26 protein-coding genes and 2 pseudogenes are annotated in these 23,466 nt (G+C 62.2%); 12 read left to right on the top strand and 16 right to left on the bottom strand.

The window, feature by feature from the left end; translation table 11 throughout:
- Positions 1-104: 104 nt before the first annotated feature.
- The 10 genes from H4W29_RS19410 to H4W29_RS19365 all read right to left on the bottom strand — a co-directional run bounded on the left by H4W29_RS19410 (position 105) and on the right by H4W29_RS19365 (position 9,137).
- A complete protein-coding gene (locus tag H4W29_RS19410; protein WP_376776573.1) occupies positions 105-650 on the bottom strand; it encodes a c-type cytochrome in 546 nt (181 codons plus the stop codon).
- 163 nt (positions 651-813) lie between these two features.
- Positions 814-1,245: a hypothetical protein gene (locus tag H4W29_RS19405; RefSeq protein ID WP_192730361.1), complete on the bottom strand. Its 432-nt coding sequence runs from the start codon at positions 1,243-1,245 to the stop codon at positions 814-816.
- Between the two features lie 477 nt (positions 1,246-1,722).
- Positions 1,723-2,094 (bottom strand): hypothetical protein, encoded by a 372-nt coding sequence (locus tag H4W29_RS19400; protein WP_192730360.1) that lies wholly within the window; start codon positions 2,092-2,094, stop codon positions 1,723-1,725.
- Positions 2,095-2,229: 135 nt separating this feature from the next.
- Positions 2,230-2,562: a four-helix bundle copper-binding protein gene (locus H4W29_RS19395; protein ID WP_192730359.1), complete on the bottom strand. Its 333-nt coding sequence runs from the start codon at positions 2,560-2,562 to the stop codon at positions 2,230-2,232.
- A gap of 148 nt (positions 2,563-2,710) precedes the next feature.
- Positions 2,711-3,478, bottom strand: coding sequence for an SDR family NAD(P)-dependent oxidoreductase (locus tag H4W29_RS19390; RefSeq protein WP_192730358.1), 768 nt, complete (start codon positions 3,476-3,478; stop codon positions 2,711-2,713).
- A 59-nt stretch (positions 3,479-3,537) separates the two neighbouring features.
- The gene (locus tag H4W29_RS19385) at positions 3,538-4,236 is read right to left on the bottom strand and encodes an NADPH-dependent F420 reductase (RefSeq protein ID WP_192730357.1); all 699 of its coding nucleotides are present in this window, start codon (positions 4,234-4,236) and stop codon (positions 3,538-3,540) included.
- 258 nt (positions 4,237-4,494) lie between these two features.
- The gene (locus tag H4W29_RS19380) at positions 4,495-5,406 is read right to left on the bottom strand and encodes a LysR family transcriptional regulator (protein WP_210332200.1); all 912 of its coding nucleotides are present in this window, start codon (positions 5,404-5,406) and stop codon (positions 4,495-4,497) included.
- 82 nt (positions 5,407-5,488) lie between these two features.
- The gene (locus tag H4W29_RS19375; RefSeq protein ID WP_192730356.1) at positions 5,489-6,292 is read right to left on the bottom strand and encodes an NADPH-dependent F420 reductase; all 804 of its coding nucleotides are present in this window, start codon (positions 6,290-6,292) and stop codon (positions 5,489-5,491) included.
- 176 nt (positions 6,293-6,468) lie between these two features.
- Positions 6,469-7,377 (bottom strand): LysR family transcriptional regulator, encoded by a 909-nt coding sequence (locus H4W29_RS19370; protein WP_192730355.1) that lies wholly within the window; start codon positions 7,375-7,377, stop codon positions 6,469-6,471.
- Between the two features lie 542 nt (positions 7,378-7,919).
- Positions 7,920-9,137 carry a hypothetical protein gene (locus H4W29_RS19365; protein WP_192730354.1) on the bottom strand — a complete coding sequence of 406 codons (1,218 nt, stop codon included), beginning with the start codon at positions 9,135-9,137 and terminating at the stop codon, positions 7,920-7,922.
- A 191-nt stretch (positions 9,138-9,328) separates the two neighbouring features.
- Here H4W29_RS19365 and H4W29_RS19360 point away from each other — a divergent pair, with 191 nt between their 5' ends.
- Both H4W29_RS19360 and H4W29_RS19355 read left to right on the top strand, forming a co-directional pair.
- On the top strand, positions 9,329-9,904 hold the full coding sequence (locus H4W29_RS19360; protein ID WP_192730353.1) for a transglutaminase-like cysteine peptidase: 576 nt from the start codon (positions 9,329-9,331) through the stop codon (positions 9,902-9,904).
- A gap of 350 nt (positions 9,905-10,254) precedes the next feature.
- Positions 10,255-10,710 (top strand): DUF3597 domain-containing protein, encoded by a 456-nt coding sequence (locus H4W29_RS19355; protein WP_192730352.1) that lies wholly within the window; start codon positions 10,255-10,257, stop codon positions 10,708-10,710.
- Between the two features lie 192 nt (positions 10,711-10,902).
- On the opposite strand, the gene H4W29_RS19350 is transcribed toward H4W29_RS19355, so the two are convergent.
- On the bottom strand, positions 10,903-11,199 hold the full coding sequence (locus H4W29_RS19350) for a YkgJ family cysteine cluster protein (RefSeq protein ID WP_192730351.1): 297 nt from the start codon (positions 11,197-11,199) through the stop codon (positions 10,903-10,905).
- A gap of 140 nt (positions 11,200-11,339) precedes the next feature.
- Here H4W29_RS19350 and H4W29_RS19345 point away from each other — a divergent pair, with 140 nt between their 5' ends.
- The 3 genes and pseudogenes from H4W29_RS19345 to H4W29_RS34410 all read left to right on the top strand — a co-directional run.
- A complete protein-coding gene (locus H4W29_RS19345) occupies positions 11,340-11,744 on the top strand; it encodes a DUF5086 family protein (protein WP_246517248.1) in 405 nt (134 codons plus the stop codon).
- A gap of 109 nt (positions 11,745-11,853) precedes the next feature.
- Positions 11,854-12,354: a hypothetical protein gene (locus tag H4W29_RS19340; RefSeq protein WP_192730350.1), complete on the top strand. Its 501-nt coding sequence runs from the start codon at positions 11,854-11,856 to the stop codon at positions 12,352-12,354.
- Positions 12,355-12,393: 39 nt separating this feature from the next.
- Positions 12,394-12,585 (top strand): annotated as a pseudogene (locus H4W29_RS34410) (hypothetical protein); the annotation flags it as partial.
- Between the two features lie 31 nt (positions 12,586-12,616).
- Here H4W29_RS34410 and H4W29_RS19335 read toward each other — a convergent pair.
- The gene (locus H4W29_RS19335; RefSeq protein ID WP_192730349.1) at positions 12,617-12,835 is read right to left on the bottom strand and encodes a hypothetical protein; all 219 of its coding nucleotides are present in this window, start codon (positions 12,833-12,835) and stop codon (positions 12,617-12,619) included.
- Positions 12,832-13,587 carry a COG4280 domain-containing protein gene (locus H4W29_RS19330; protein WP_192730790.1) on the bottom strand — a complete coding sequence of 252 codons (756 nt, stop codon included), beginning with the start codon at positions 13,585-13,587 and terminating at the stop codon, positions 12,832-12,834. The genes H4W29_RS19335 and H4W29_RS19330 overlap by 4 nt, the downstream gene beginning before the upstream one ends.
- 290 nt (positions 13,588-13,877) lie before the next feature.
- Here H4W29_RS19330 and H4W29_RS19325 point away from each other — a divergent pair, with 290 nt between their 5' ends.
- The 3 genes and pseudogenes from H4W29_RS19325 to H4W29_RS34405 all read left to right on the top strand — a co-directional run.
- Positions 13,878-14,555 carry a winged helix-turn-helix domain-containing protein gene (locus H4W29_RS19325; protein WP_192730348.1) on the top strand — a complete coding sequence of 226 codons (678 nt, stop codon included), beginning with the start codon at positions 13,878-13,880 and terminating at the stop codon, positions 14,553-14,555.
- 102 nt (positions 14,556-14,657) lie between these two features.
- Positions 14,658-16,028 carry a HAMP domain-containing sensor histidine kinase gene (locus H4W29_RS19320; RefSeq protein ID WP_246517247.1) on the top strand — a complete coding sequence of 457 codons (1,371 nt, stop codon included), beginning with the start codon at positions 14,658-14,660 and terminating at the stop codon, positions 16,026-16,028.
- 81 nt (positions 16,029-16,109) lie between these two features.
- A pseudogene (locus tag H4W29_RS34405) lies at positions 16,110-16,350 on the top strand (hypothetical protein); the annotation flags it as partial.
- Positions 16,351-16,384: 34 nt separating this feature from the next.
- Here the strand turns inward: H4W29_RS34405 and H4W29_RS19315 are convergent.
- A complete protein-coding gene (locus H4W29_RS19315) occupies positions 16,385-17,092 on the bottom strand; it encodes a phosphatase PAP2 family protein (RefSeq protein ID WP_192730346.1) in 708 nt (235 codons plus the stop codon).
- A 606-nt stretch (positions 17,093-17,698) separates the two neighbouring features.
- On the opposite strand from H4W29_RS19315, the gene H4W29_RS19310 reads away from it, so the two are divergent.
- From H4W29_RS19310 to H4W29_RS19300, 3 genes are all read left to right on the top strand, one after another.
- A complete protein-coding gene (locus H4W29_RS19310) occupies positions 17,699-18,223 on the top strand; it encodes a hypothetical protein (protein ID WP_192730345.1) in 525 nt (174 codons plus the stop codon).
- Positions 18,224-18,322: 99 nt separating this feature from the next.
- Positions 18,323-18,715 carry a COG4315 family predicted lipoprotein gene (locus H4W29_RS19305; protein ID WP_312872310.1) on the top strand — a complete coding sequence of 131 codons (393 nt, stop codon included), beginning with the start codon at positions 18,323-18,325 and terminating at the stop codon, positions 18,713-18,715.
- A 195-nt stretch (positions 18,716-18,910) separates the two neighbouring features.
- The gene (locus tag H4W29_RS19300; protein WP_192730344.1) at positions 18,911-20,260 is read left to right on the top strand and encodes a carbohydrate porin; all 1,350 of its coding nucleotides are present in this window, start codon (positions 18,911-18,913) and stop codon (positions 20,258-20,260) included.
- Positions 20,261-20,611: 351 nt separating this feature from the next.
- Here H4W29_RS19300 and H4W29_RS19295 read toward each other — a convergent pair whose 3' ends face one another.
- Positions 20,612-21,064: an Lrp/AsnC family transcriptional regulator gene (locus tag H4W29_RS19295; RefSeq protein ID WP_192730343.1), complete on the bottom strand. Its 453-nt coding sequence runs from the start codon at positions 21,062-21,064 to the stop codon at positions 20,612-20,614.
- Between the two features lie 120 nt (positions 21,065-21,184).
- On the opposite strand from H4W29_RS19295, the gene H4W29_RS19290 reads away from it, so the two are divergent.
- Positions 21,185-22,162: a nucleoside recognition domain-containing protein gene (locus H4W29_RS19290; RefSeq protein WP_192730342.1), complete on the top strand. Its 978-nt coding sequence runs from the start codon at positions 21,185-21,187 to the stop codon at positions 22,160-22,162.
- A gap of 85 nt (positions 22,163-22,247) precedes the next feature.
- On the opposite strand, the gene H4W29_RS19285 is transcribed toward H4W29_RS19290, so the two are convergent.
- Complete coding sequence (locus H4W29_RS19285; protein WP_192730341.1) at positions 22,248-23,174, bottom strand: hypothetical protein; 927 nt, start codon at positions 23,172-23,174, stop codon at positions 22,248-22,250.
- Positions 23,175-23,466 lie beyond the last annotated feature (292 nt).

Below are 23,466 nucleotides of genomic sequence, written 5' to 3'. Positions count from 1 at the left end.
GCTCTCTGTGCGGAAATGGATGTCCTCTCCTGCAAAACAGAAGCGTTCTTCAGCTGCAATCCGATCGCAACTCTTGCAACCTCAAACTGGTCGGCCATCCCTCATCAGCGCATCCTGAATCTTGCGTGGCAGGTCGTGCAGGTCTGCAACATGAGATGGAAGACATGTTCGGCAGGGATGGAAGACAGCGCCGCTTCGTTCCGAACATGCGTCCCGAGCGGTCCGCCGCCCATCGCCTCGCCGGGTCTCATCCGCATCCCGTCGGTCATCGGTCCGGCATTCTCGACGGCGGCAGCCTCGAGTGCGCCCGCATAATCCCTGAGATCGTCCGCCAGACGGTCGAAACGCTCGCGTTCCGCCCCGATCTCAGGCTTCGCCTTCGACTTAGGGTCATCCAACCCACTGGCGAAATGACCGGCCAGCACATCGCCGGACCTCGCGGCAATGGTTGCGGCGGCATTTCGGAATTGCGCCGACGAATAGCTCGCGGGGTCGCGGAACATATCGGCCATCGTCTTCGCGGCAACGGCCATGGCCTTCATGTCGGTCTGCCGACGCGCGATCATGTCTTCCGCCGCAAGCCCGAAGGAGGCGCATGCGGACGTGATGACCAGGAGCCCGGTGACAGGCAACAGCTTGGACTGGATCAAGAAAAGCCTCGCACATGTGGATGCGGTTCAGGAACAGTACGGTGCTGCAGCCTAATTTGCCGTTAGCGAGTGGGGTGCCCACTCCTGACACCCCGGGCAGGTTCCACATTGGAACCTCCCCCCTCCTTTGGATCCGAGTCGCTGTGACCCAACTCGCGCCAGCTTATCCGGTACCAGCATCCCCCGCGTCAGGGCCGTCGTGTATGTTCCCCCGATCTGGCGTTGGAGTCGGCGTGGAGGAGTCGCTCAAGGCCCACACGGCCAGTGCCAGCGCACCAAGTATGACTAGGACGACCAAGCCCTCGTTTTGCCCACCCTGCTTCACCAAGTTAGCTTCGGTAAGCCCAATAGACGAGGCAATGGACTGAGCGCGAGGCAAGTCGTTTTCCGACACAGCCTGCAAAATCTCCACGATTCCCTGATTGTTAGACCTTGTTATTGCGCTGATTATCTCCACGTCTTTTAGCATGCGCTCGATCTGCTTCTGCCCCAAAGTGGCCGGAAAATCGATGCGCATCAGCTTGTCTTCTACGATCCGCAGGTCTCCGAGGGTTCGCTCAGTTCCGGGCAGGCCAATCATTAAGTGTGCTGTCATTCCTCATCCTCCTTGCCTAATGGACGAAATCAAAGGTCACCAGCCGCTACACGAGGCGGAGCTACGGACTTAGAGTATCGGCTGGAAAGGCGATCAAAACCGGAAGCGATGCGGAACCACGGTATGTCGCGCAAATGATGTCCACGGCATCTTCTGACCGGATGCTAACCACACCCTGCAAGAGAAAAGGATCTCGATCGAATATGTGTTCTTCGCCGTGAATGGCGCTAGTTGGAGCCCGAGGGAGTGAAACATCCACTCGATCAATGACCAGAAGGTCGCGGCGGGTACGCAGGGCTATAGATGCATTCTGGGAGTCGCTGTCGCGATTGTAGATAGACGTCCTTCCCAGAACGATCCAATTTCCGGGCCTTAGTGCCAAGCTAACGACGATGGTCTCCGCAAAACCGTCTAGACTAACGAGGGCTGTGTCGTCTCGTGTATGGGCCACAGTTATTCGTTCCATGGGGGGCCTCGTCAGACTGGCGGGTCAAGTTCATCGACGGGGACAGCCATAATCGAGCAGTGGACGGCCTCCCCTTCGAAAGTGGCAGCGACCAAGTCAACTGTATCGTCGGATGGCAGGTCCAGCACTCCCATCAGCGGAAATGTGAACAATGAATTAGCGTTAATGGTCCTATCCAGCCTGTCGGGAAAGGTGAGTGCGCTACGAACTTTGAAGGCTGCCGTGGCCAACTGCGGATCGCCGTCCGTATTCGCCACCAATACCCGTCCAATAAGCATCCATGAACCGGTGGCAAGTTGAATGCTCAGTATTGGAGTCTCTCTGAAATGACCCAGCGTGTACGGAGTCGAGTCAGCAGCGTGAACCACTCGAATGTCCTGCATGATGTCCCCCCACTATATTCGGATATCATAACACAATCTGTAGTAGTGTCGATATGCGTGATGCCGCCCAAAAGGGATCGGCGGTCCATCATCTCCGCTTACGAAGCGGGCGGAAAGAGGGCGCCGCCCTCCCTTCTAGGCAGCCATGCGGCTGCAGCTCTCGGCACAGCGGCGGCAGGCCTCGACGCAGCTCTGCATGTCGCCGATCCGCTCGCAATCGTCGGCGCATCGGGCGCAGATTTCGGCGCATTCGCGGCAGACATGCTTGTGATGCTCCGAGCCGATCAGCATGAAATGCGCCGAGGTCCGGCAGATTTCCGCGCAGGCCATCATCAGCTTGAAATGCGCAGGCTTGGTGTGCTCGCCGCCCAGTTCCAGGCAATGGTTCATGGCCATCGAAAGGCACTCGCTGTAGCAGCCGAGGCAATTGTCGATGCAGGCTTTCATGTCGGCAGACATATGGTGCATGGCGTCATCTCCTATCCTCCGCCGCATCGAACGACACGGCACGGGGCCATGGCGGCAGCGTTCAATACGCCGTCTAACAGTGCCGCCCCGGGAATGTTCCAAATGGTTACCGCAACGAGACAACGGTCAACCGGCAACTCCGAACCGATCAGAGCTTGTAGCCGCCGCTCGCTTCTATCACCTGGCCGGTTACCCAGCGGCCTTCGGCGGAGGCCAGAAAGGCCACCACTGCGGCAATATCGGAGGTTTCGCCGAAGCGTCCTAAAGCGGTGTCAGCTTCGATCGCCTTCACCATGTCGGCATTCTCGCGAACGGCGGCATTCATGTCGGTTCGGATCCAGCCCGGCGCCACGGCATTCACGGTGATCCTGCGGGGGCCGAGCTCCATTGCGAGCGAATGGGTCAGGTTGTTGATGCTTGCCTTGGCCATGGAGTAGATGGGGACCACATGCATTGGCCGTGTGCCGGCGCCCGACGAGACGTTGATGATGCGTCCGCCGTCGGAGAGACGGCCCAGTGCCGACTGGACGACGAAAAAGGGCGCGCGGGCGTGGACCGCAAACATCGTGTTCCATCTGTCCGGCGTCGCGTCCGAGAGGCCACCCCAGCCGGAATTCCCGGCATTGTTGACCAGAATGTCGAAGGATTTGTTTCCGTTGCGCTGCGCAAGTTCGGCGTCAAGCCGCTCGAACAGGGCCGGAATGGACCCTGCATCGACGAGGTCCGCCTGGAGTGCGAACGCGTTGCCGCCCGCCTGCTCGATAGCCGCGACCGCCTCCTCGGCCCCGCTTTTACTTGCATTGTAGGTCAGCGCCACCGTCGCGCCTTCCTTCGCAAGACGTTCGGCGATCGAGCGGCCGATGCCCCGCGACGCTCCGGTCACGAGAGCGGTTTTTCCCTTAAGCAACTGCGACATCTGTTATTCCTTGATTGGACGGGATCTTGTTTTGCTAGGCAGACTGCTCTGCGAGCGCCTCAGACGAGCCGCTGGCGCAGGATTGGACCGGGGCTTGCCTCGATGACGGTGAGAGCCAGGCGGACCAGATCGGCATCGCCACCATATTCATGATCTGCGATATGATGCAGGAGCACACCGACCTGCTCGAGTTGCCGGGCGCCCTTGAGGGGGCCGGCGTTGACGGGTCTGAAACCGGCGTCGGCGATCAGGCTGCGTGTCACCTGCCCGGCCGCCGCATCGTCACTTGCATAGAAGACGGCGGGCTTCACCGGCGAGCCCGACCACGCGGCCGCCTCCAGCACCGGCGCCGCCAGCAGGTTGAGGGCCTTGACGATGCGGGCCTTCGGCAGGCGCCTTTGCAGAACTTCCGCAGTCGAGCTGTCGCGCATGAAGTCCAGATCGTGGAAATGCTGGAAGTCGGCGGTGACGCCGAGCGGGTTCATCGTCTCGATCACGACTTTGCCGTCGAGAGCGTCGCCGACTTCGCCGGCAATCGCCTCCACCCGCGGCCAGTAGACGGAGAACAGAACCGCCTCTCCGAACTCGGCGGCCTCGCGGATCGTGCCGAGCCTGGCGCTGTCGCCCAATTCTTCAAGCAGCGGTGCGAGCTTGCGGTCCTCGCCATCCTTGGCGATGACGAGCTCATGGCCGGCAGATGCCCACGCCCTTGCCAGGCGACTGCCGACATTGCCGGCATTCAAAATTCCGATCTTCATTCGATATCCTCTGTACTTCGGACCTTGCCGCTCGTTTGGAAGCGACAGGGTGAGACATAAGATATCGCCTGGGGGCAGATTAGACGCTCCACGCGCCCCACTCCGTTGCTCCCTCGAGCAACAATGACGGCGGCAATCGCCGCTTGTCGGCAGCCTTCTAGGCCCGGCCTGCGCCCCAGGCGTCAGGTTCCGGCGCAATCTGCCGGCGTGTTTTGCTGATGACGGTCGAATACGGCCATGGCCGTGAGCCGGATCGTTTTACCCTGCGCCGATGTCGCTGCTATCTCTGAAAGCATCGCGGCACAGATCCACAAAGCCGCGCACCTTCGGGTCCATGTAGCGCGTCGAGGCGAAGACGGCGTGGACCGGCATCGGGACACTCGCCCAGCCCGGCAAAACGCGGGCGAGCGTGCCTTCGGCCACATATGGCTCGGCCATGTATCGAGGAAGGTGGGCGATTCCCAGACCTGATAATGTCAGGTTCCTGGCAGCGACTATGTTATCGAGCGCGCAGCGCGGCGTCTGCGACACCTTCTCCGTCGCCTCGCCGTTGACGAGGGTCCAGCTCGAACGACCGCTCGACGTCTTCATGATGAGATCGTGACGCTTCAGGTCCTCGACCGTGCGGGGTGCCCCGGCGCGTTTCAGATAATCCGGGGAGGCATAGAGACCGTAGGTCACTTCTCCAAGTTTACGGGCGGAAAGATCCGAATCCTGCAATGCACCGAGACGGATCGCGACATCGATCCCCTCATGAATGATATCGACGAAACGGATCGAATACACCGCTTCCACAGTGACCTTCGGCCACCTGGACAGGTAGGCTGCGACCCAGCTGTCGACCCGTGTGGTTCCGAATTCGGGAGTCGCCGTGATCTTGAGACGACCCTTGGGCTCCTGGCTCTGCTGCGCGACTGCGGCTTCGGCCGCTTCCGCGGCAGCCAGGATCGAAGAGGCACGTTCGAAATAGTCCCTCCCGACCTCCGTCACGCTTAGCCGCCGGGTCGATCTGTTCAAAAGCCGGGCGCCGAGCTTTTCTTCGATCCGCTGCACGATGCGGCTTACCCGCGCCTTGTCTGTCTCCAGCCGTTCGGCCGCGGCGGTGAAGGATTCTTCCGTCACCACCGCGACGAAGACCCGCATTTCTGAAATGCCAACTGTTGTTGTCATGGACAACGTTCTGTCACGCGTCGCCTGAATGATCAATCAAGGCGACCGGGCGCCTGCAACCGGGCACCCGGTCTTGCAGGTCTTACCTCTGAACGGTATCGGCGCTGGCAAGCTCCAGGAACAGGGCGACGTGGATCGGCGGCATCCCCTCCAGCGTTCCGCCGATCGGCGACGGACGTACCGTCCTGTCGATCAGTGTCCGGGCCTCTTCCGGAGAGATGGGCTTGCCAGCCTGCTGGAAGACTTTCTTGGCCTCTTCCTCGACCAGATCCTCGGGCACAACAGGGGCATAGGGCCAGAAATAGATCGGCGTGTTGGGCTCGATGCGCCAGCTTTCGGCAAGCGAGCCGGCGTCGACGACATCATAGCCGATTGCCTCGATGAAATGCGTGACGGCTTCCTTCGCGCCTGCATCGTCACCCGCGATGGGCAAGGTCGTCCGTTCGGCATCACCCTTCGGCCGGGCATTGTGCTGCATATGAATCCAGCCGAGATTATGCATTCCCTTGACCAGCCTTGCGCCGCTGAGGCGCTGCTGCAGCAGTTCGCTCGATGTGAGCTCGCCATTGTCGAGATCGGCTCTTCGAAAATCTCCCATGCCGGGATAGTAGTTCGTCTGATCGAGAACGATCTTCCCGGCGAACCTGTCGGCCGGCAGGCTCTCGAATGTCGGCAGCGGAATCGCAAGCGAGACGATATCCCCGGCCGCAATCGCCTCTTCGACAGACCCGGCGCGTGCACGCGGGCCGAGCTCTCCGACCAGCTTGGAGAGTGTTTCAGGACCGCGCGAATTGCTGATCACGACATTATAGCCTGCCGCGACGGCCAGATGCGCGACTGCCTTGCCGACGAGGCCAGAGCCGATAATTCCGATTGTTTGTGTCAACTTCCATTTCCTTCTCATAGGAGAGCGGCGGGGGACCCGCCGACATTTGACTGCACACACCTGGCTGGCCGGAGCCTCAGCAAGTGGCGCGAGCGGGAAATGGGGGAATGGCGCGGATGATAACAGTGGCGGAGTGGGCAACGCACTGTTGCCCCTGGAACCGACAATGGACGAGATCAGCGCAAACTTTCGAGGTCACGCCCGAAACGGTCGCGGCAGAGGTCGACAAAACCCCGCACTTTCGGGTCCATAAAGCGCGTCGAGGCGAAGACGGCATGAACAGGCACGGGGACACGCGCCCAGCCCGGCAAGACGCCGACCAGAGAGCCGTCGCCAACATGATGTTCGGCCATGTATTTCGGAAGCTGCACGATCCCCAGGCCTGACAGCGCCAGGTTCCTGGCGGCCATAGTGTTGTTGAGCACGCAGCGCGGCTCTCGCGAGACCTTCGCCGTCTTCTCTCCATTGACCAGTGTCCAGGCCGGACGACCGCGCGGCGCATGCATGATGAGGTCGTGGTGCTTCAGATCGTCGATCGTGCGAATGGACGCCGCGTTCTGCAGATATTCGGGAGAAGCGTACAGTCCGTAGGTCAGCTCTCCGAGCCTGCGGGCCGAAAGCTCCGAGTCCTGCAGCGGGCCGATGCGAATCGCCACATCGATACCTTCATGAATGATGTCGACGAGACGGTTCGTGTATTCCGCCTCGACGGCGACCTTTGGCCACTTGCGCAGAAATGCGGCAATCCAGCCATCGACCTGGGTCGTTCCGAATTCTGCTCCCGCGGTCACCTTGAGCCGCCCCTTCGGCTCCTGGGCCTGTTGCGCCACTGAGGCTTCCGCCGCTTCGGCGGCAGTCAGGATCGATGAGGCGCGTTCGAAATAGTCGCGCCCGACTTCCGTGACGCTGAGGTGTCGCGTCGATCGGTTCAAAAGCCGCGCGCCGAGCTTCTCTTCCATTCGCCGCACAATGCGGCTCACCTGCGCCTTGTCGGTTTCGAGGCGTTCCGCCGCAGCGGTGAAGGAGCCTTCCGTCACCACGGCGATGAAAGCCTGCATTTCGGAAAAATCTATTGTTGTTGCCATACGCAACGGTCTGTCACAATTTGACAAAATCATCAATCGGCGAGCAACTGCCATAATGGGTGCCATGCGCGACGGATCGGATTGTGGGGCCGACCAACACGCATTCGCCAATCCCGGCAAAGGCTTCCAATCCTATGAACCCGCACAACAAAAAAGGGGCACCTTGCGGCACCCCCTTTTTGCCCCCCAACCGGCACCCCCCTCCCGATATCGGGATGCCGGCCCCTCAAAATACCCCTCTCCCCCCTCGTCTCCGTGTTCCCGGCCCAGCCCGGGTTATCTCACGGAGATCCAGAGCGCCCGCTCCCCTCGGGCGCAAATGGCTCCTACTCGATACCTGGAGCCACTCGCCGCGCCCAAGGCGCGGCACTGGATTCCTGTGACATCCTTAGCGCCAGCACGCGGGCACAGGAATGAGGAAGGAAAGGGAATGCGCCCGGCAGAGAGTGGCAAAAGACACAGTCACCGGGCCGCATTTCCGATACCGCCATTGAAAGATGGGCTTGATCTCTGAAGCCCATCTTCCGGTTCAGAATGCCGGATCAGCCGTGGCCGCCCTTGCCGCCCTTGCCGCCATTGTCGGAACCGCCATTACCGCCGCCGTTGTCGCCACTATTGCCGCCGCTATTGCCGCCGCCGTTGCCACCACCGTTGTCGCCACTGTTGCCGCCGCTATTGCCGCCGCCGTTGCCACCACCGTTGTCGCCGCTATTGCCGCCACTGTTGCCGCCACTGTTGCCGCCGCTGTTACCGCCGCCGTTGCCGCCACTGTTGCCGCCGCCATTGCCGCCACTGTTGCCGCCGCCATTGCCGCCGCCGTTGCCGCCGCTGTTGCCGCCGCCATTGCCGCCGCTGTTGCCGCCGCCATTGCCGCCACTGTTGCCGCCGCCATTGCCGCCACTGTTGCCGCCGCCATTGCCGCCGCCGTTGCCGCCGCTGTTGCCGCCGCCATTGCCGCCGCTGTTGCCGCCGCCATTGCCGCCACTGTTGCCGCCGCCATTGCCGCCGCTGTTACCGCCACTGTTGCCGCCGCCATTGCCGCCACTGTTGCCGCCGCCATTGCCGCCACTGTTGCCGCCGCCATTGCCGCCACTGTTGCCGCCGCCATTGCCGCCACTGTTGCCGCCGCCATTGCCGCCACTGTTGCCGCCGCCATTGCCGCCGCTGTTACCGCCGCCATTGCCGCCGCTGTTGCCGCCGTCATTGCCGCCGCCGTGGCCGCCGCTATTGCCACCACCGTGGCCATGATCCTTGCCGCCGCCGTGGCCATGATCCCTGCCGCCACCGTGGTGGTCATGGTCCTTGCCGCCATGATGCCCCCCGTGACCGCCGCCGTGATCGCCGGGGCCGGAGCCGCCACCATCACCAGGACCGGAGCCGCCACCATCACCAGGACCGGAGCCGCCACCATCACCAGGACCGGAGCCTCCGCTATTGCCGCTGCCGCCGGTGTTTCCGCTGCCGCCATTGCCGCCGGTGTTCTGGTCGCCGGAAGAGCTCTGATTCGAGGCCTGCGAGCCGGAGCCGGAACCGGAGCGGCCGCCGGAACGATTGCCGAAACGGTTGCCGCTGCTGTCGTTGTTGACCGTGCGGCTGTCATTGTCGGTGCGGATGGATTTCGTCGGCAGGCACAATCTGGCCTCGATCGAACCCGGCGCGGCCTTGGCGCAGTTTACAACTGCCGGCGCGGCCATTGTGAGGCTGCTGCTTGCCAGAAGGTAAGCAACGGCGACGCTATACTTCGCTGCTTTACGGAACATCTTTTCTCTCCCAAAGTTAACAAACCGTTAACTGAGGGAATTCTTATATTAGCGACCTGTTAATTCCAAGAATAAATCGTGGATAATGGCACAACTCTTTAATCTATAGTTAATTACGCAAGTAATAAATTTTATTAAAGTTTTAGTATAAACTATGTTATCTTCCCCGCGCACAATAAAGGGGGTGATTCATGCGATGGCTTTTTTGTCTTGTTTCCCTCGTGTTTTTTCCGACGCAATTTCAAGCATTTGCCGGGCAGCCTTTGCCTGTCGGCAGGAATATCGGCGCCCCGGTGGGATTCGCTTCTGCCTGCGCCAGCTATCGCTGGCTTTGCCATCAGACGTCCGCTCAGAGAGGCGGCCGGGCACCGGCTGAACAGGCGGGCATGCCGCTTCTGCGCAAGGTCACCCGCGCCGTGAACCTCACCGTCCGCTCGACGGAGGACCGCTCCACCGACGACTGGACCCTGCCCGTCGGCGGCCGGGGCGACTGCGAGGATTACGCCCTGCAGAAGATGAAGGACCTGATCGACGCCGGATTTCCGGCAAACCGCCTGGCGCTCTCGGTGGTGATCGGCCCGCATGACGAGAACCATGTCGTGCTGATCGCCCGCATGGACGATGGCGACTATGTGCTCGACAACCTCAACAATGGGGTGAAGCCCTGGAGAGCCACGCCCTATACATTTCTGGCGACACAGGATTTTCGCGCGAGATCAACCTGGCGCGTGACGCTGGCCGGGCCGCGGGCGAACGAGTTTTCTTGATCGGGTGGAGGCGTAATATTGACGCCGAGTGCGCGGCACCCCCCTCTGTCCTGCCGGACATCTCCCCCACAGGTGGGGAGATCGACAAGCGGCCTGCACCTCCCGCCTCTCCACCTTTTCGCCGGGCTGCAACGTTGATTGTTTGGGAAAGCCGGTGCCCCCAGCCAATCTCCCTCCTTGTGGGGGAGATGTCCGGCAGGACAGAGGGGGGTATGCCGGACGCAGACGTTTAATACCTGCGAACCGCGTCTCACGACCCATGATTCCCGTCCGCCACCTTTGCGGATCGCGCCGCCACCCTACTTCTCTCTCGGTCATCCCCATCGCAACCACAAGAGGAGGGTTTCCCCGTGGGCGTTTTCGACCGCATCAAGAACGCGATTTTCGGCAAAGCACAGGCAGCACCCGTGCCGGAGCCCGCATCCGCCGCTCCCCCTGCTGCTCAGCCGACCGCAGCCACCGGGTCTCCGCCGGTAACCGAACCCGCGACCGGCGCGCCGCCGCCGGCTCAAGCGAGCCCCACTCAGGCGAGCCCCACTCAGGCAAGTAGCGCCGATATCGAGCAGATCCTGAACGCGGCGGTGAAGAAATCCGGCCAGAAGCTCGATTGGCGCCATTCGATCGTCGACCTCATGAAGGCGCTCGGAATGGATGCGAGCCTTGCAGAACGCAAGGAGCTAGCAGCCGAACTCGGCTATACCGGCGATACCAATGACAGCGCGAAGATGAACATCTTCCTCCACAAGGCGCTGATGAAAAAGCTCTCGGAAAACGGCGGCAAGGTGCCGGCCGATCTTCTGGATTGAATGGCGGGCCGGATCGAGCGGCAGGTGGCGCCGAAGCTCCGGCACGGCGCCATCTGCGTCAAATCTGCCCGGCCCTTCCTCGCGGTGGAGCACCAGAAGGGAGCAATGTTCTGATACGATGACTTGGCGATGCCCCTGCGATTGCCATGACGAGATCAGGCTCCCTTCAAGAGCAAGATCCCGGCAAGGCAGCTACGCCAGCCCGAAGGCCTTGCGCGCCGTCGAACAGGCGTCGTCTCCGGGAAGGCATGTGCGGCAGACGTCCGGCCTGAGGCCGTAGATCACGCATGATACTTTCGAACCGATGGTGCCTGAAAGCGCAGAGCAACGCTCGCCATCACAGCGCATGCCCGATTGATCTGCCGAGACGAATTGAGCCGGCAGCAGATCGAGGTCCTCTTCACTTTCGGTGGTGAACCTCGGCCATTCGCTCGAATAGGAACAGCACGCGCCGCAGGCCTGGCAGTCTAGCTCTGTTGATAGGGTCATGGGTGGCTCTTAGCATTGTATCGGCCAAGGATGCAAAACCATCCGTGCCGGCCACATCGAAATTGCCAGGCCACTTTCGCATGCATAGGCTGCTGTCTGAAACCGAAGAGACAGACCAGCCGATGCCGGATCACTCAAGATTGCCTGCCCTCCTCCTTGCCCTCGGCCTGACCGTCGCCCCCGCCCTGGCCGGCGAGCGACAGCAGGATGTCATCCTCTCCGTCACCGGCAACACGCTGCGCTGGGCCGCCGCCTACAAGCTGCTGCCCGAACGCGCCGATGATCCCTATTTTCATGTGCGCGTGTTTGAGCGGCAAAAGGGTTGGGAACCCTGGCGATACAAGGAGCTCATCTTCCATATGGCGGTGACGCCGAAGGCCCTGGCGGCAAGCAGGATCGACAGGAAGGCCAGGATCTACAATTACAAGGACGTGGAGATCTGGGCCGCCTATCACCGCTGGCTCGATGATGCCTCGGCGCGGGCGGAAGTTCCGGTCTGCGAGACCGATATTCTGGACTGTTTGAGCAGGTTGCCGGGGAAATAGGTGATCGCATTGGAACAACGGCCTGGCGACGCCACTGCTCGATCCGCCGCTCATGCATCCTTTTTCCGCCTCGAACGTTTGAACTCCGTCAGCGAAAGAGGAGACGGCAATGGCGAGCACGACAGGCAGGGACGCCATCGAAGGCATGGACGAGATCAGAGACGCAAGCGAGCCCACGCCGGCCCCCGAACGCGAAAAAGCCGATCGGCACGCGAAGGCCGAGGGTTTTGAGAGCGAGGAGGCCTATGAAGACTATCTGCATGCGGTCGCCGAGGATGCGCCCATCGAGGAAATCATCGTCGATGTCGAACGCGCGGCATCGCGCGAGGAGCTCGAGCGGCAGATCGAGGATGTGCGTGCGCAGATCGATCATCTGCGCGCCCGGCTGCACATCATCCGCCATCAGGCGGGCAGCGTGGTGGAGGAAAATATTCGCTGGGCCGATGCCAGCGCCCATGCGCAGCTTGGGCGTTATCCCTGGCTGAAACTCTCGGCCGCCATGGCCGCGGCCTTCCTCGTCGGCAAGGCCTTGCAGCGGCTGCCTTTCGGGTCGCTCGCCACCGCCCTGGCGCCGGTCATTCTGGTCGTGGCGCGCGAGAGAGGAAGGTAGCGGAAGGGCTGTTCCTATCCTCCTCTGCCAAGTCCGATGATGAGTGAGGTTGAGCCTGGAGCCCCCTCATCCGACCCTTCGGGCCACCTTCTCCCCGCGGGGGAGAAGGGGTACTGCTGCAACGCCTCGCTTCCCATCAAGTCATCGCATTCCATCGTAGATAGTGCCGCGGGTTCCCCTTCTCCCCCGCGGGGAGAAGGTGCCCGAAGGGCGGATGAGGGGGCTCCGGGCGAAAACCTCACCCTAGCCTATCTCCACGCCCCTACCGCCGAAACTTCCGCCTCGCCGCCCGCATCACGCTTTCGGCAAGGATCACAAGACAACCGGCAACAAGCAACACCGCCCCTGCCGTCGGGCCAATCGCGCCGGATTTTACCGCCAGCCCCACCCCGAGCACCAGCAGCAGACTGAACAGCGCCAGCGCGCCGTCATCGATGAACATGCCGGTCAATTCCTTGACGGCGATCCTGAGAATGCTCATCGGGCGACGGGCTCCATATGCATGTCGTGATATTGCCGCAGCCACCGGACTGCGATGAAGGAGAAGGCCGCGAGCAGGGCGAAGATGGCGATCAGCGAGAGGTCTTCGCCCGGCCACGGCGTGCCGATGCCCTCGCCCACCCAGAAGATGCCGAAACCCGTCAACAGCAGCCCGACGATGAATTTCAGCGTATTTTCCGGCACTGAGGACAGCGGCTTGTGGACTAGGAAGCCGATGACGAGCACGGCGATGCAGGCAATCAGCGCGCCGGCGCTCGCATAGGGCAGCATGCCCGGCCGCGCACCTGTCGCGATCACGATGAACACGACTTCGATACCTTCGAGCAGCACCGCCTTGAAGGCGGCCGTGCCCGCCAGAAAATCGGCCCGCCGGTCAGCGGACTGGCGGGCAAGCGCATCCGTTTCCGAGGCAAAGGCTTTCTCCTCGTCATGCAGCGCAATGAAGCCCGCGGCCCTGAGGATCGCCTTTCTCAGCCATCGCATGCCGAACAGGATCAGCAGCGTGCCGATGGCAAATTGCAGGATGTCGATCGGGACAAGGCCGAGCAAAGGGCCGAAGACCAGTACCAGCACCGCGAGCACTGATAGCGCAAGCCCCGTGCCGATAAAGGCCGGCCGCCAACTCTGCGTGACACCGACGGCCAGGATGATGGTGAAGGCCTCCACCACTTCCACGAAGGAGCCGAGGAAGGAGGCTGCCATTGTCGAGGTTATGCTTGTGATCGTCGTCATCATCTACTCGGTTTTCCTGGGCTTCGATCCGGACAGGCAGCCGGGAAGCACCGCGCCCGCGGCAGGGAGAATGCCAGCAGCGAACCCGGCATGTCCATCATCCTCATGGCTAGGCCGGCGCTGTTGCGTTCGTGTTTTCCGCCACCGTGTTGCAGCGGGAATAGCCGGGATCGGACCGGCTCCCCCGACTTACGAATCCGTAAGAATTCAATGAGGTGGAGGACACAATTTTGCGCGAATTGTGCGGCGTGAGAGTAATCTTCCGATCAGGTGAAGGCTTTGGACCGGCTATGCGCATTCTCGTCGTCGAGGACGATAAAAGGACGGCCGATTTTGTCGCTCGCGGCATGATCGAGGCGGGCCACGTCTGCGACGTCATCGACGACGGGCGCGACGCGCTTTTTCAGGCGACGCGTGAGCCATATGACGTGCTTGTTGTCGACAGGATGGTGCCCGGCCTCGACGGGCTGTCGCTGATCAAGGCGGTGCGCGCCGCAAGGATCGGCACGCCGGCGATTTTCCTGACCTCGGTCAGCGGCGTCGACGACCGCGTCGAGGGGCTGGAGGCCGGCGGCGACGACTACCTCACCAAGCCCTTCGCCTTTTCCGAGCTGCTCGCCCGCGTCAACGCGCTGGCGCGCCGCCCGCCCGTGCAGGAGCAGAAGACGGTGCTGCGTGTGGCCGATCTCGAACTCGACCTCGTGCGCCGGCAGGTGACGCGGCAGGGCCAGACGATCGAGCTGCAGCCGCGCGAATTCACCCTGCTCGAAGTGCTGATGCGCGACGAAGGCCGGGTGCTGACCCGCACCATGCTGCTCGAACGCGTCTGGGATTTCCATTTCGACCCGAAGACCAGCGTCGTCGAAACCCATGTCAGCCGTCTGCGCGCCAAGATCGACAGGCCTTTCGACATTCCGCTGCTTCATACCGTGCGCAATACCGGATACAGCCTGCATGCGCCGCGCTAGAGCATTGGACCGAAAAGTGTGGAGCGGTTTTCAGATAATCCGATGCTTCAAAGAAAACAGAGCAGCGGACCGAAAAGTGTGCAGCGGTTTTCGGATAGTCCGATGCTGAAGAACTCGAGACTATGGCGAAGTACGCCCTTTCGGCTGGCGCTTGCTTTCGGGCTGCTCTTCATCCTGGCCTTCATGGTGGCTGATATCATCACCTATCAGCTCCTGAAACGCGACCTGGCGGAAGCGCTCGACGATTCCGTGCGCGACACCTATTCGGTCGTCGCCTCCACCTCTTCTTCCGAGGAGGCGGAAGACTTCGTTGCCGCGGTAGCAACCTATGCCCGCCTCAACAGCCCCGAAGACAGCATCTTCCTGCTGGTCAACGAAAAGGGCGAGCGGCTTGCCGGCAATGTTTCGTTGTTTACGGCGAAGGACGGCCTGTCGACCGTTGAGGCCGGCGATATCGGCGTGAGAGGCGATGACCGCATCCGCATCCAGGCGGGAACTGTCAGCGGCAACCGGCTGATCGTCGGCGAGAGCTATTCCGACACCGACGATCTGGAACGTATCGCCCTGATGAGCTTCGTCTGGGCGTCCGGCATCATCGTCATCCTCGCCTGCGGCGGCGGCGCCTTTTTCGCCGCCCGCGCCCAGCGGCGGCTCGACGGCATTGAGCGGGCGATGAGCGATGTTTCGGCCGGCGATCTTGCGCGGCGCATTCCGCTCGAAGGCAATGGCGACGATATCGATGTCGTCGCAACCCAGATGAACCAGGCGCTGGACCGGCTGTCGGCCCTCGTCGAAGGCATGCGGCAGGTGAGCGCAGATATCGCCCATGACCTGAAGACGCCGCTCAACCGCCTGAAGATGACCGTCGAGCAGGCGATCGATCAGGGCGGTCGCGGCGAGGATATCCAGACCCTGCTGATCGACGCCCGCGAGGAAAGCGACCGCATCAACGCCACCTTCGAGGCGCTGCTGCGCATCTCGCAGATCGAGGCCGGCGCCCGCAAGGCGCGCTTCCGGCCGGTCGATATCCGCGACATCATGGCTTCGGTTGCGGAGATCTACGGCGGCGTTGCCGAGGATAACGGCCAGTCGCTCGACTTCACCGCCAGGCCCGCCTCCCCCTGCATGGTCAATGGTGACCGGGAACTGCTGACCCAGCTCTTCGTCAACCTCGTGGAAAATGCCATCAACCACTGCCCGCCGATGACCAGGATCACGCTTGCCCTGCAGGCCGGCGATGACGGCTTTGCGGCCGGCGTTTCCGATGACGGCCCCGGCATTCCCGAGGCCGAGCGCGAACTGGTCTTCCGCCGCCTCTACCGCCTCGACAAGAGCCGCACGACCTCAGGCAGCGGCCTGGGCTTGAGCCTCGTCAAGGCGATCGCCGATCTGCACGCCGCCCGTATCACGCTTACCGACCGGCATCCCGGCCTCGGCGTTACTCTCGATTTTCCGGCCCGATACCAGGGATGAAACTGGCGAAAGCCGGACAACGAAGGGACTATCGCGCTTGAAGGTGAGCCGTGACAAAAGGCTCCGGAACTCTGTTTGGAGCTGCGCGGTGCCCCCAACCTCCCTCACCGGTCAGATAAAAGCGAGGTTGAGTCCGGAGCCCCCTCATCCGACCCTTCGGGCCACCTTCTCCCCGCCGGGGAGAAGGGGTTGCCGCAACGTCCCGCTCCGCATCGAACTGTCTCATTCGCCGCAAAGGGTGCGGCTGGTTCCCCCTTCTCCCCAGCGGGGAGAAGGTGCCCGAAGGGCGGATGAGGGGGCTCCGGACTCAACCTCGCTTTTATCTGACTTGGTATGGGAGGATGGGGGTGGCGCCCTCACCCCCGATCGCTCTCAGCCTCACCGGCCGTCCTCACAATGAACCGCTTCGAGATCAGCCAGCAGCCGAGCGCCCAGAGCGAGCCGGCGACCCAGCCGGCCACCACGTCCGTCGGATAATGAACCCCGAGATAGATGCGGCTGAGGCCGATGATGACGGCCAGGAAGATGCCGGCCGCCATGACGAAGATGCGCGTGGCGCGAAAGCGCTGCGTGCGGGCGAGAAGCGCCCCGAGTGTGAGATAGGTGACGGCAGAGACCATCGCATGACCGCTCGGAAAGCTCAGGTCGTTGACATCGACGAGATGCGGAACGACGTCAGGCCGTGCGCGGGCAACGATGATCTTGAGACCCGTGCTCGCCAGCCAGCCCGAGAGAACCGAGAGGAACAGGAAGACGGCAATGACCGTCTTGCGGTCGAGCAGCAGATAGGCGGTCGCAAGCAGTGTCAGGATCGTCAGCACGGTCACGCCGCCGAGGCTGGTAATGTCGCCCATCGCATGAACAAGCCACCCCGGGCCGATCGGCTGGCCGAGATCGCCGGGCTGGCGCAGCCAGAGCAGGATCGTCTGGTCGAAGCCGAGCGTCTCTCCCTCCAACACCTCGCTCGTCAGCCGCTGCAGCAGGAAGAGGCCGCCGGCAAGGCAGGCGAAGGTGATGAGCGTCATCGGCTCATACTGGTTCAGCCAGGTCTTGATACGCTGCATTTTTCTCCCATCAGACGATCATTGAACCCATCAACTGTGTGCAGCGGCCCGATTTTGCAAGGGGCATTTTGCAAGGGGCGGCCTACCTCAGATCCGCCCGCAGATCGCGCACGCCGCGGCCAAGCCGCTGGCGCAGCAGCGTACGCAGCGTCGCGCCGTGCAGCACCCCCCTCTGTCCTGCCGGACATCTCCCCCACAAGGGGGGAGATTGACTCGTGGCGCGACCTTCGCACCTCTTCAACGTTGCTCATTCTGCGAGGTTGATAGTTTGGGGAAGCCGGTGCTCCCAGCCAATCTCCCCACCTGTGGGGGTCCGAAGGACGGGTCGAGACCTGCGGCTCGACCCCGGCAGTCCGGCAGGACAGAGGGGGGTGCTACACGGCACGGCATCAACGACAGCCGCCCCATCAAGCCGATCAAAGCCGGATGGCGGTCTCCTCTTTCAAGCAGTGCTCATGACGGCAGGCCGACACGATCACATCAGGTTCACCGAACTTTGTACTCACCTCTTCATCTACCGCTTTCTCTACCTTCGTATAGTTACAAATCCCGGCTAACCCGATGATCCTGATGCGGCTGAAGGACAGTCGCTCAGGGAGTAACGACATGCACAGGACATTGTCAGCTGCCGCCATCGCCTTGGCCGTTTCCGCCGCGCCTTCGGCTGCTGCTTCCGCCGCCAAAAGCCCCCTGAACGCTCAGACCACGGAGAGGATCAAATCAGAGTTCGCCAGGCTGATGGATCTCGCCAACCGGCACGATTTCAAGGGGCTTCACGCCATGTTCTGGCAATCTCCCGCAGCCCTCCTCGTCGCCAAGAGCGCCATTCCCGCCGAAGGGAACTGGGCAGGTTTCTGGGGGAATGAAGCGATCGACCGGAAGCTGCACGACATCGGCACATCCGGCCCGGTCGTGCTCGAGCCTGATTACACCAAGCTCAAGGTCGTCAGCTTGACGCACGACGTGGCGGAATCCTACGCGCCGATGAACATCACCGTTTCCTATGCCGGCCAGGATGGGACGCCCAAACCCTTCCTGATGATCATCGACTGGCTTCATATCGGAAAGGACTGGAAGGTTGCTTCGGAAATCATTCTGCCGGTGCCGCCGGCGCCTGCCGCCAAGGGTTAGCTGCCCGCAAGACTGAAACCCTCCCCCTCAAAACCACACGCCGCCCGTGCCGCATGTGCCCCCCTTCAGGCACGGAGCAACAAGAGAAAGGACCTCGAAATGTCTGCAATGACCAGAACCCTCTTCGTTTCCCTCGGCCTCGCCCTGATGTCGGCATCGCTCGCAGAGGCAAAGACCATGTCGCCCGCTGCTGTCGCAACGATCGGACAGCACAAGCTGCTGACGGATGCCGACGGCCAGTCGCTTTACACCTTCGACAAGGACCAGCCCGGAAAGTCAGAATGCACCCTGCTCTGCGCTCTCGCCTGGCCTCCGTTCGAAGCACCGGCCGGCGCCAAGGCTTCCGGCCACTGGAGCATCGTCACGCGGCCGACGGGTGTCACCCAGTGGGCCTATAACGGCGCGCCGCTCTACACCTATCACTTCGATTCCCAGCCGGGAGACGTCCATGGTGACGGCGCCGAAGGCGTCTGGCATGTCGCCCGGCCGTAACGGCATCGTGCCGGACCGTGGATGACGTGTCCCGTACTGGCAACAGGGCAAGCACAATCGGTCATAAAACGCCCGACAAACTTGCCCTGCCGCGCAAATCACTCCAATGATGGAAAGCTCGATTCCGCGCACAAACGCTCAAGATAGGCGCCTGCGCAACCGCCCGAAATCAGAGCCTCCGGAAAAGGGACGCGAATGAAGAAGCTACCCCGCGCCGCCCTTGCACTTGCGATTGCTGTTTGCGGCGCGGGAGCACGGGCGGACGATGCGGCACCGCCCTCCTACGCCGACACGACACTGACCGGCGACTGGCACGGCTACCGCAACTGGTTGCGCGATCAGGGCGTCACCTTCACGATGTCGCAGACCAGTGACGTGCTCGGCAATGTATCGGGCGGCCTGAAACGGGGAACGGCCTATGACGGTGTTTTCCAGCTGCAGGGCGATTTCGACATGGACCGGCTGGTCGGCTGGACCGGCGGCGCCATCCATATTTCCGGCTATGCGATCCAGGGTCAGGGCCTGTCCGGCAAGGATATCGGCAATCTCCTGACGGTCACCTCGGTGGAAGCCGATCCCGGCTTCAGGCTCGGGGAATTCTATCTCTCGCAGAGCTTCATGGACGACAAGGTGACGGTCAAGCTCGGGCAGATCCTGGCGGACCAGAGTTTCGCGATCAGCAATACGGCGAGCCTTTTCGTCAACTCCACATTCGGATGGCCGGGCATCTTTGCCGCCGATCTTCCCGGAGGCGGACCGGCCTATCCCTTCGCCGTTCCCGGCGCTCAGATCATCGTCAAGCCAGACGATGCCTGGACGCTGCAGGCCGCCGTCTTCAATGGCAGCCCGACCGGGTCCGACCCCGACGGCAATGCCAATGGACTGGGATTTCCGCTTGGCGATGGCGTCCTGGCGATCGCCGAGGCGGCCTATGCCTACACACCCGGAAAGGGTGATCCCGGCTTACCGGGCACCTACAAGATCGGCGCCTGGTACAATTCGGAAGAGTTCGACAGCCTGACCACCGCATCGAACGGCGTTTCGCTCGCAGATCCGCTCTCGAGCGGCAGCCCGCGCCGGCTCTCGGGCAATTTTGCGGTCTATGCCGTTGTCGATCAGACGCTCTGGCAGGAGCCCGACAGCAAGGACAATGGCCTCAACGGATTCCTCCGTGTTGCGGTAGCACCGCAGCAGGAGCGCAACAGCATGAACTGGTATTTCGATCTGGGGCTTGCCTATAAGGGGCTTCTGCCGGGCCGCGACGATGACACTGCCGGCATCAGCTTCGCCTATGCCAGCATGAGTTCGGGCATGTCCGATCAGGTGAAGGCCGAAAATGCCTTCAACGGGACATCTCAGCCGGTGCCGAGTTCCGAAGCCGTGATCGAAGCCACATATCAGGCAGCCGTGACGCCATGGTTTACGGCTCAGCCATTCTTCCAATATGTCATCCGGCCCGGCGGCAATGCGGCCGATCCCGACAAGCCGAATGCGCGGATACAGAATGCAGCGATTTTCGGCTTCAGGGCCGTGACGACCTTTTGAGGGCAGCGATCGCCCGACATATTCTGCGTGCATGACAGGCATGTCGTGCCGTGGGACACCCCCCTCTGTCCTGCCGGACTGCCGGGGTCGAGCCACGGGTCTCGACCCGTCCTTCGGACCCCCCACAAGGGTGGAGATCGACAAGGGGCTTGACCTTCGCCCTTCGCTGACGTCGTGCAGTTTGCGACGCTTATTGATTGGGGAAACCGGCGCGCCCCCAGCCAATCTCCCCACCTGTGGGGGTCCGAAGGACGGGCCGAGACCCGTGGCTCGGCCCCGGCAGTCCGGCAGGACAGAGGGGGGTGCTACACGGCACGACATCAAAGACAGCAGCTCCCTCCGGCGAGCCGATCAAAGCCGGATGGCAGTCTCCTCTTTCGCCGTGCGGATAACGACCATGGTGAAAAAGCGCGCAACATTGTTTTCGTCGCGGAAAAGCCTGTCGCACAGCAAATCGAATTCTTCCATATCGCGCAGGCGCAGCATCAGGACGACATCGGTTTCGCCGGTGACGGAATAAGCTTGCGAAACGGCCTCTTCGGCGATTGCAAGATCCAGAAAGCGGCGCATATGCGCCTCGCCGTGCAACTTCATTTCCACCGTCACCAGCGCCTTGATCCCGCGTCCGGCCTTGGCGGGATTGAGGATTGCAACGATGCGGTCGATCACGCCCGATTTGTGGAGCCGCTGCACACGGCGCAGGCAGCTGGAGGGAGCGAGACCCACCTCCTCGGCCATATCGATATTGGTGCGCGATGCGTCGCGCTGCATCAGGTTCAGAAGTTTTCGGTCGATACGATCCATTCCCGGGAGCATATCGACCGGAGACACAATTGCAATAAAATTGCAAACCGCTGCAATCTTTGACCGCAAATTCGAAGCGAACGGGACTAACAGATTGTGACACCACAGAGGAGGTCTCAAATGTCGTTCCTATCGCTCATCCGGCGCAATACCGGGCAAACACTCGCAATTTACTGGGTGCTTGTCCGCATCACGGTTCCGATCGCTATTCTGACCGAGCTTCTGTCGAGGATGGGTGCGGTCAAGGCGGTCGCCCCTGTCTTTGCGCCCGTCATGAACCTGGTCGGGCTGCCCCCGGAGCTGGGCGTGGCCTGGCTGACGGGCATGCTGGTGGGGATCTGGGGTGCCATTCCCCTGGTTTTCACCCTCGTTCCCGCATCCTCGCTCAGCGTCGCTGACATCACGGTATTCTCAGCCCTCATCCTGTTCGCGCATGGTCTGCCGATCGAACAGAAGATCATCCAGAAGGCGGGTCCGGGCATGATCGCGACGACCACGCTGCGCATCGCGGGCGGCCTGCTCTATGCCTTCCTTCTGCACCATGTTCTCACCGCGACAGGCTGGCTCGCTGGCCCGGCCAATCACGTCTGGCTGCCGATGAGCGCAACGCCCGATTGGGCCGGCTATCTCACGGGGCTTGCCGAGACCATGGTCTGGATGCTTCTCATCCTCGTCCTCCTGTCCTGGGGCCTTGAAATCCTCAAGGTGACCGGGCTGCTGGGCCTGATGATGAAGGCGCTTTCTCCTGTGCTGCGCCTCGCCGGCATCCGGGGCGAGGCCGAACATCTCACAGCCATCGGCCTGTTTCTGGGCATTTCCTACGGCGCCGGCCTGCTGATCCGCGAGGCGCAATCGGGGGCGATATCGCCGCGCCAGATCTTTCTCTCATGCGTGTTCATGGGCTTTGCGCATAGCGTGATCGAGGACACGATCGTGGTGATATCGCTCGGCGCGGATCTTCACGGCGTTCTGACCGGCCGGCTCATCTTCGCCGTAGCAGCATGTGCCGCGATCGCCGCCCTGCTGCGCCGCCTGCCCGACAAGGCATTCTTCGCGCAGATGTTTCGCCTGGGAAATTTGGAGGTCGAACGGCGATGAATGCGCAAAACTTGCCTGGGACACCGAGACCGCCCAGGCTGCCTGAAGCGTCATACGGCGCCCGTACCGGGCGCCGTATGACCCGCTAGACCAGCGGCCCGCGGCTGGTCGCGATCAGATCCTCTTCCTCATCCCGCTGATGCCCGCCGAAGGCGGCGGCGGCAGCGGCGATGAAGGCGCCGACCAGCAGCGACAGCGAGCCGATCAGGGCCGAGGTGGCCGCAGCCTTCCGGGCCTTGTCGGCGGCAGCCTGTGCCGCGACCTTGGCATCGTCGATCTGCTTCAGCACCGTATCGACTCTTGCGCGCGCATCGGCTTCCGGAAGCCCCGTGCGGGCCGAGACGATGCCGGCAATATAGGTCTTGTCACCGTCAGGCACCGAGCCGTTCGCTGCGCCCTGCAGGAGAATGCGGGAGATTTCGGCAGCCGCCGCGCCGTTATCATCGTTGGCGCGGTTGGCGATATTCTGCGGCCGCAGCAGCGCATCGGTGAAATAGGCCGTGGGTGTACTAGCCGAACTCGTGTCCGAGGCCGAGGCGGCGGCGGCATCTCCGGCGACCATGGCGGCCTGACCGGCAGCACTTGCGCCTGCCCCCGCAAGCGAGGTCAGCGACGAGGCCAGAAAGCCGGCGACGAAGACAGTCGCGAGCGCCCAGCTGAGGAAACCGTGGGCAGTATCGCGGAAGAACACTTCATCCGTATGCACCGCCGCCCATTTTGTCCGGAGCCGCCCGGTCAGATAGCCGCCAAGGGCCGAGGAAAGCCACTGCACGACGACCAGCCAGATCGCCGCGGTGATGCCGACGGTGGCCGCCGAACTGCTTTCACCCGACCAGGGCGACACCATCGTCAGCCCCACGCCGGAGCCGAGCAGCAAGAGGATGAGCGTAATACCCGTCGCCGCCACGGCGCCGCCAAAGATCGGCCCCCAGGCGATGGCAGGTTTCGAAGATTCGACCGGCATCACATCGGTGTGGCTGCCGGCGATAACTCTGTCTTCAGCAAGAGACATGGCGGCCTCCTATCGCATGAAGAGGACGAGAAGAATGACGATCGGTAGGGGAATACCAAGCAGCCAGAGAAGAATACCGCGACCCATTTGAGAATCCTCCGTGAATTGAATGTGTTCGCGAGGACCGAACGCCAGCACATGCTGTTTGTTCCGACGGTGGGTGTGGCGTGTGTGTGGAGGTTTGCCCGCTTTCGCCTGTGGCCCCCTCATCCGCCCTTCGGGCACCTTCTCCCCGCTGGGGAGAAGGAGTGTCGTCGCAAACGCTTCGCTCGCCTGAAAACACCTTCGTCGG

The organism is Rhizobium viscosum, from assembly GCF_014873945.1.
GTDB classification, from domain to species: domain Bacteria; phylum Pseudomonadota; class Alphaproteobacteria; order Rhizobiales; family Rhizobiaceae; genus Rhizobium; species Rhizobium viscosum.
Note: the sequence above shows the minus strand (reverse complement) of the source record. Positions and strands in the feature narration are given on the sequence as shown.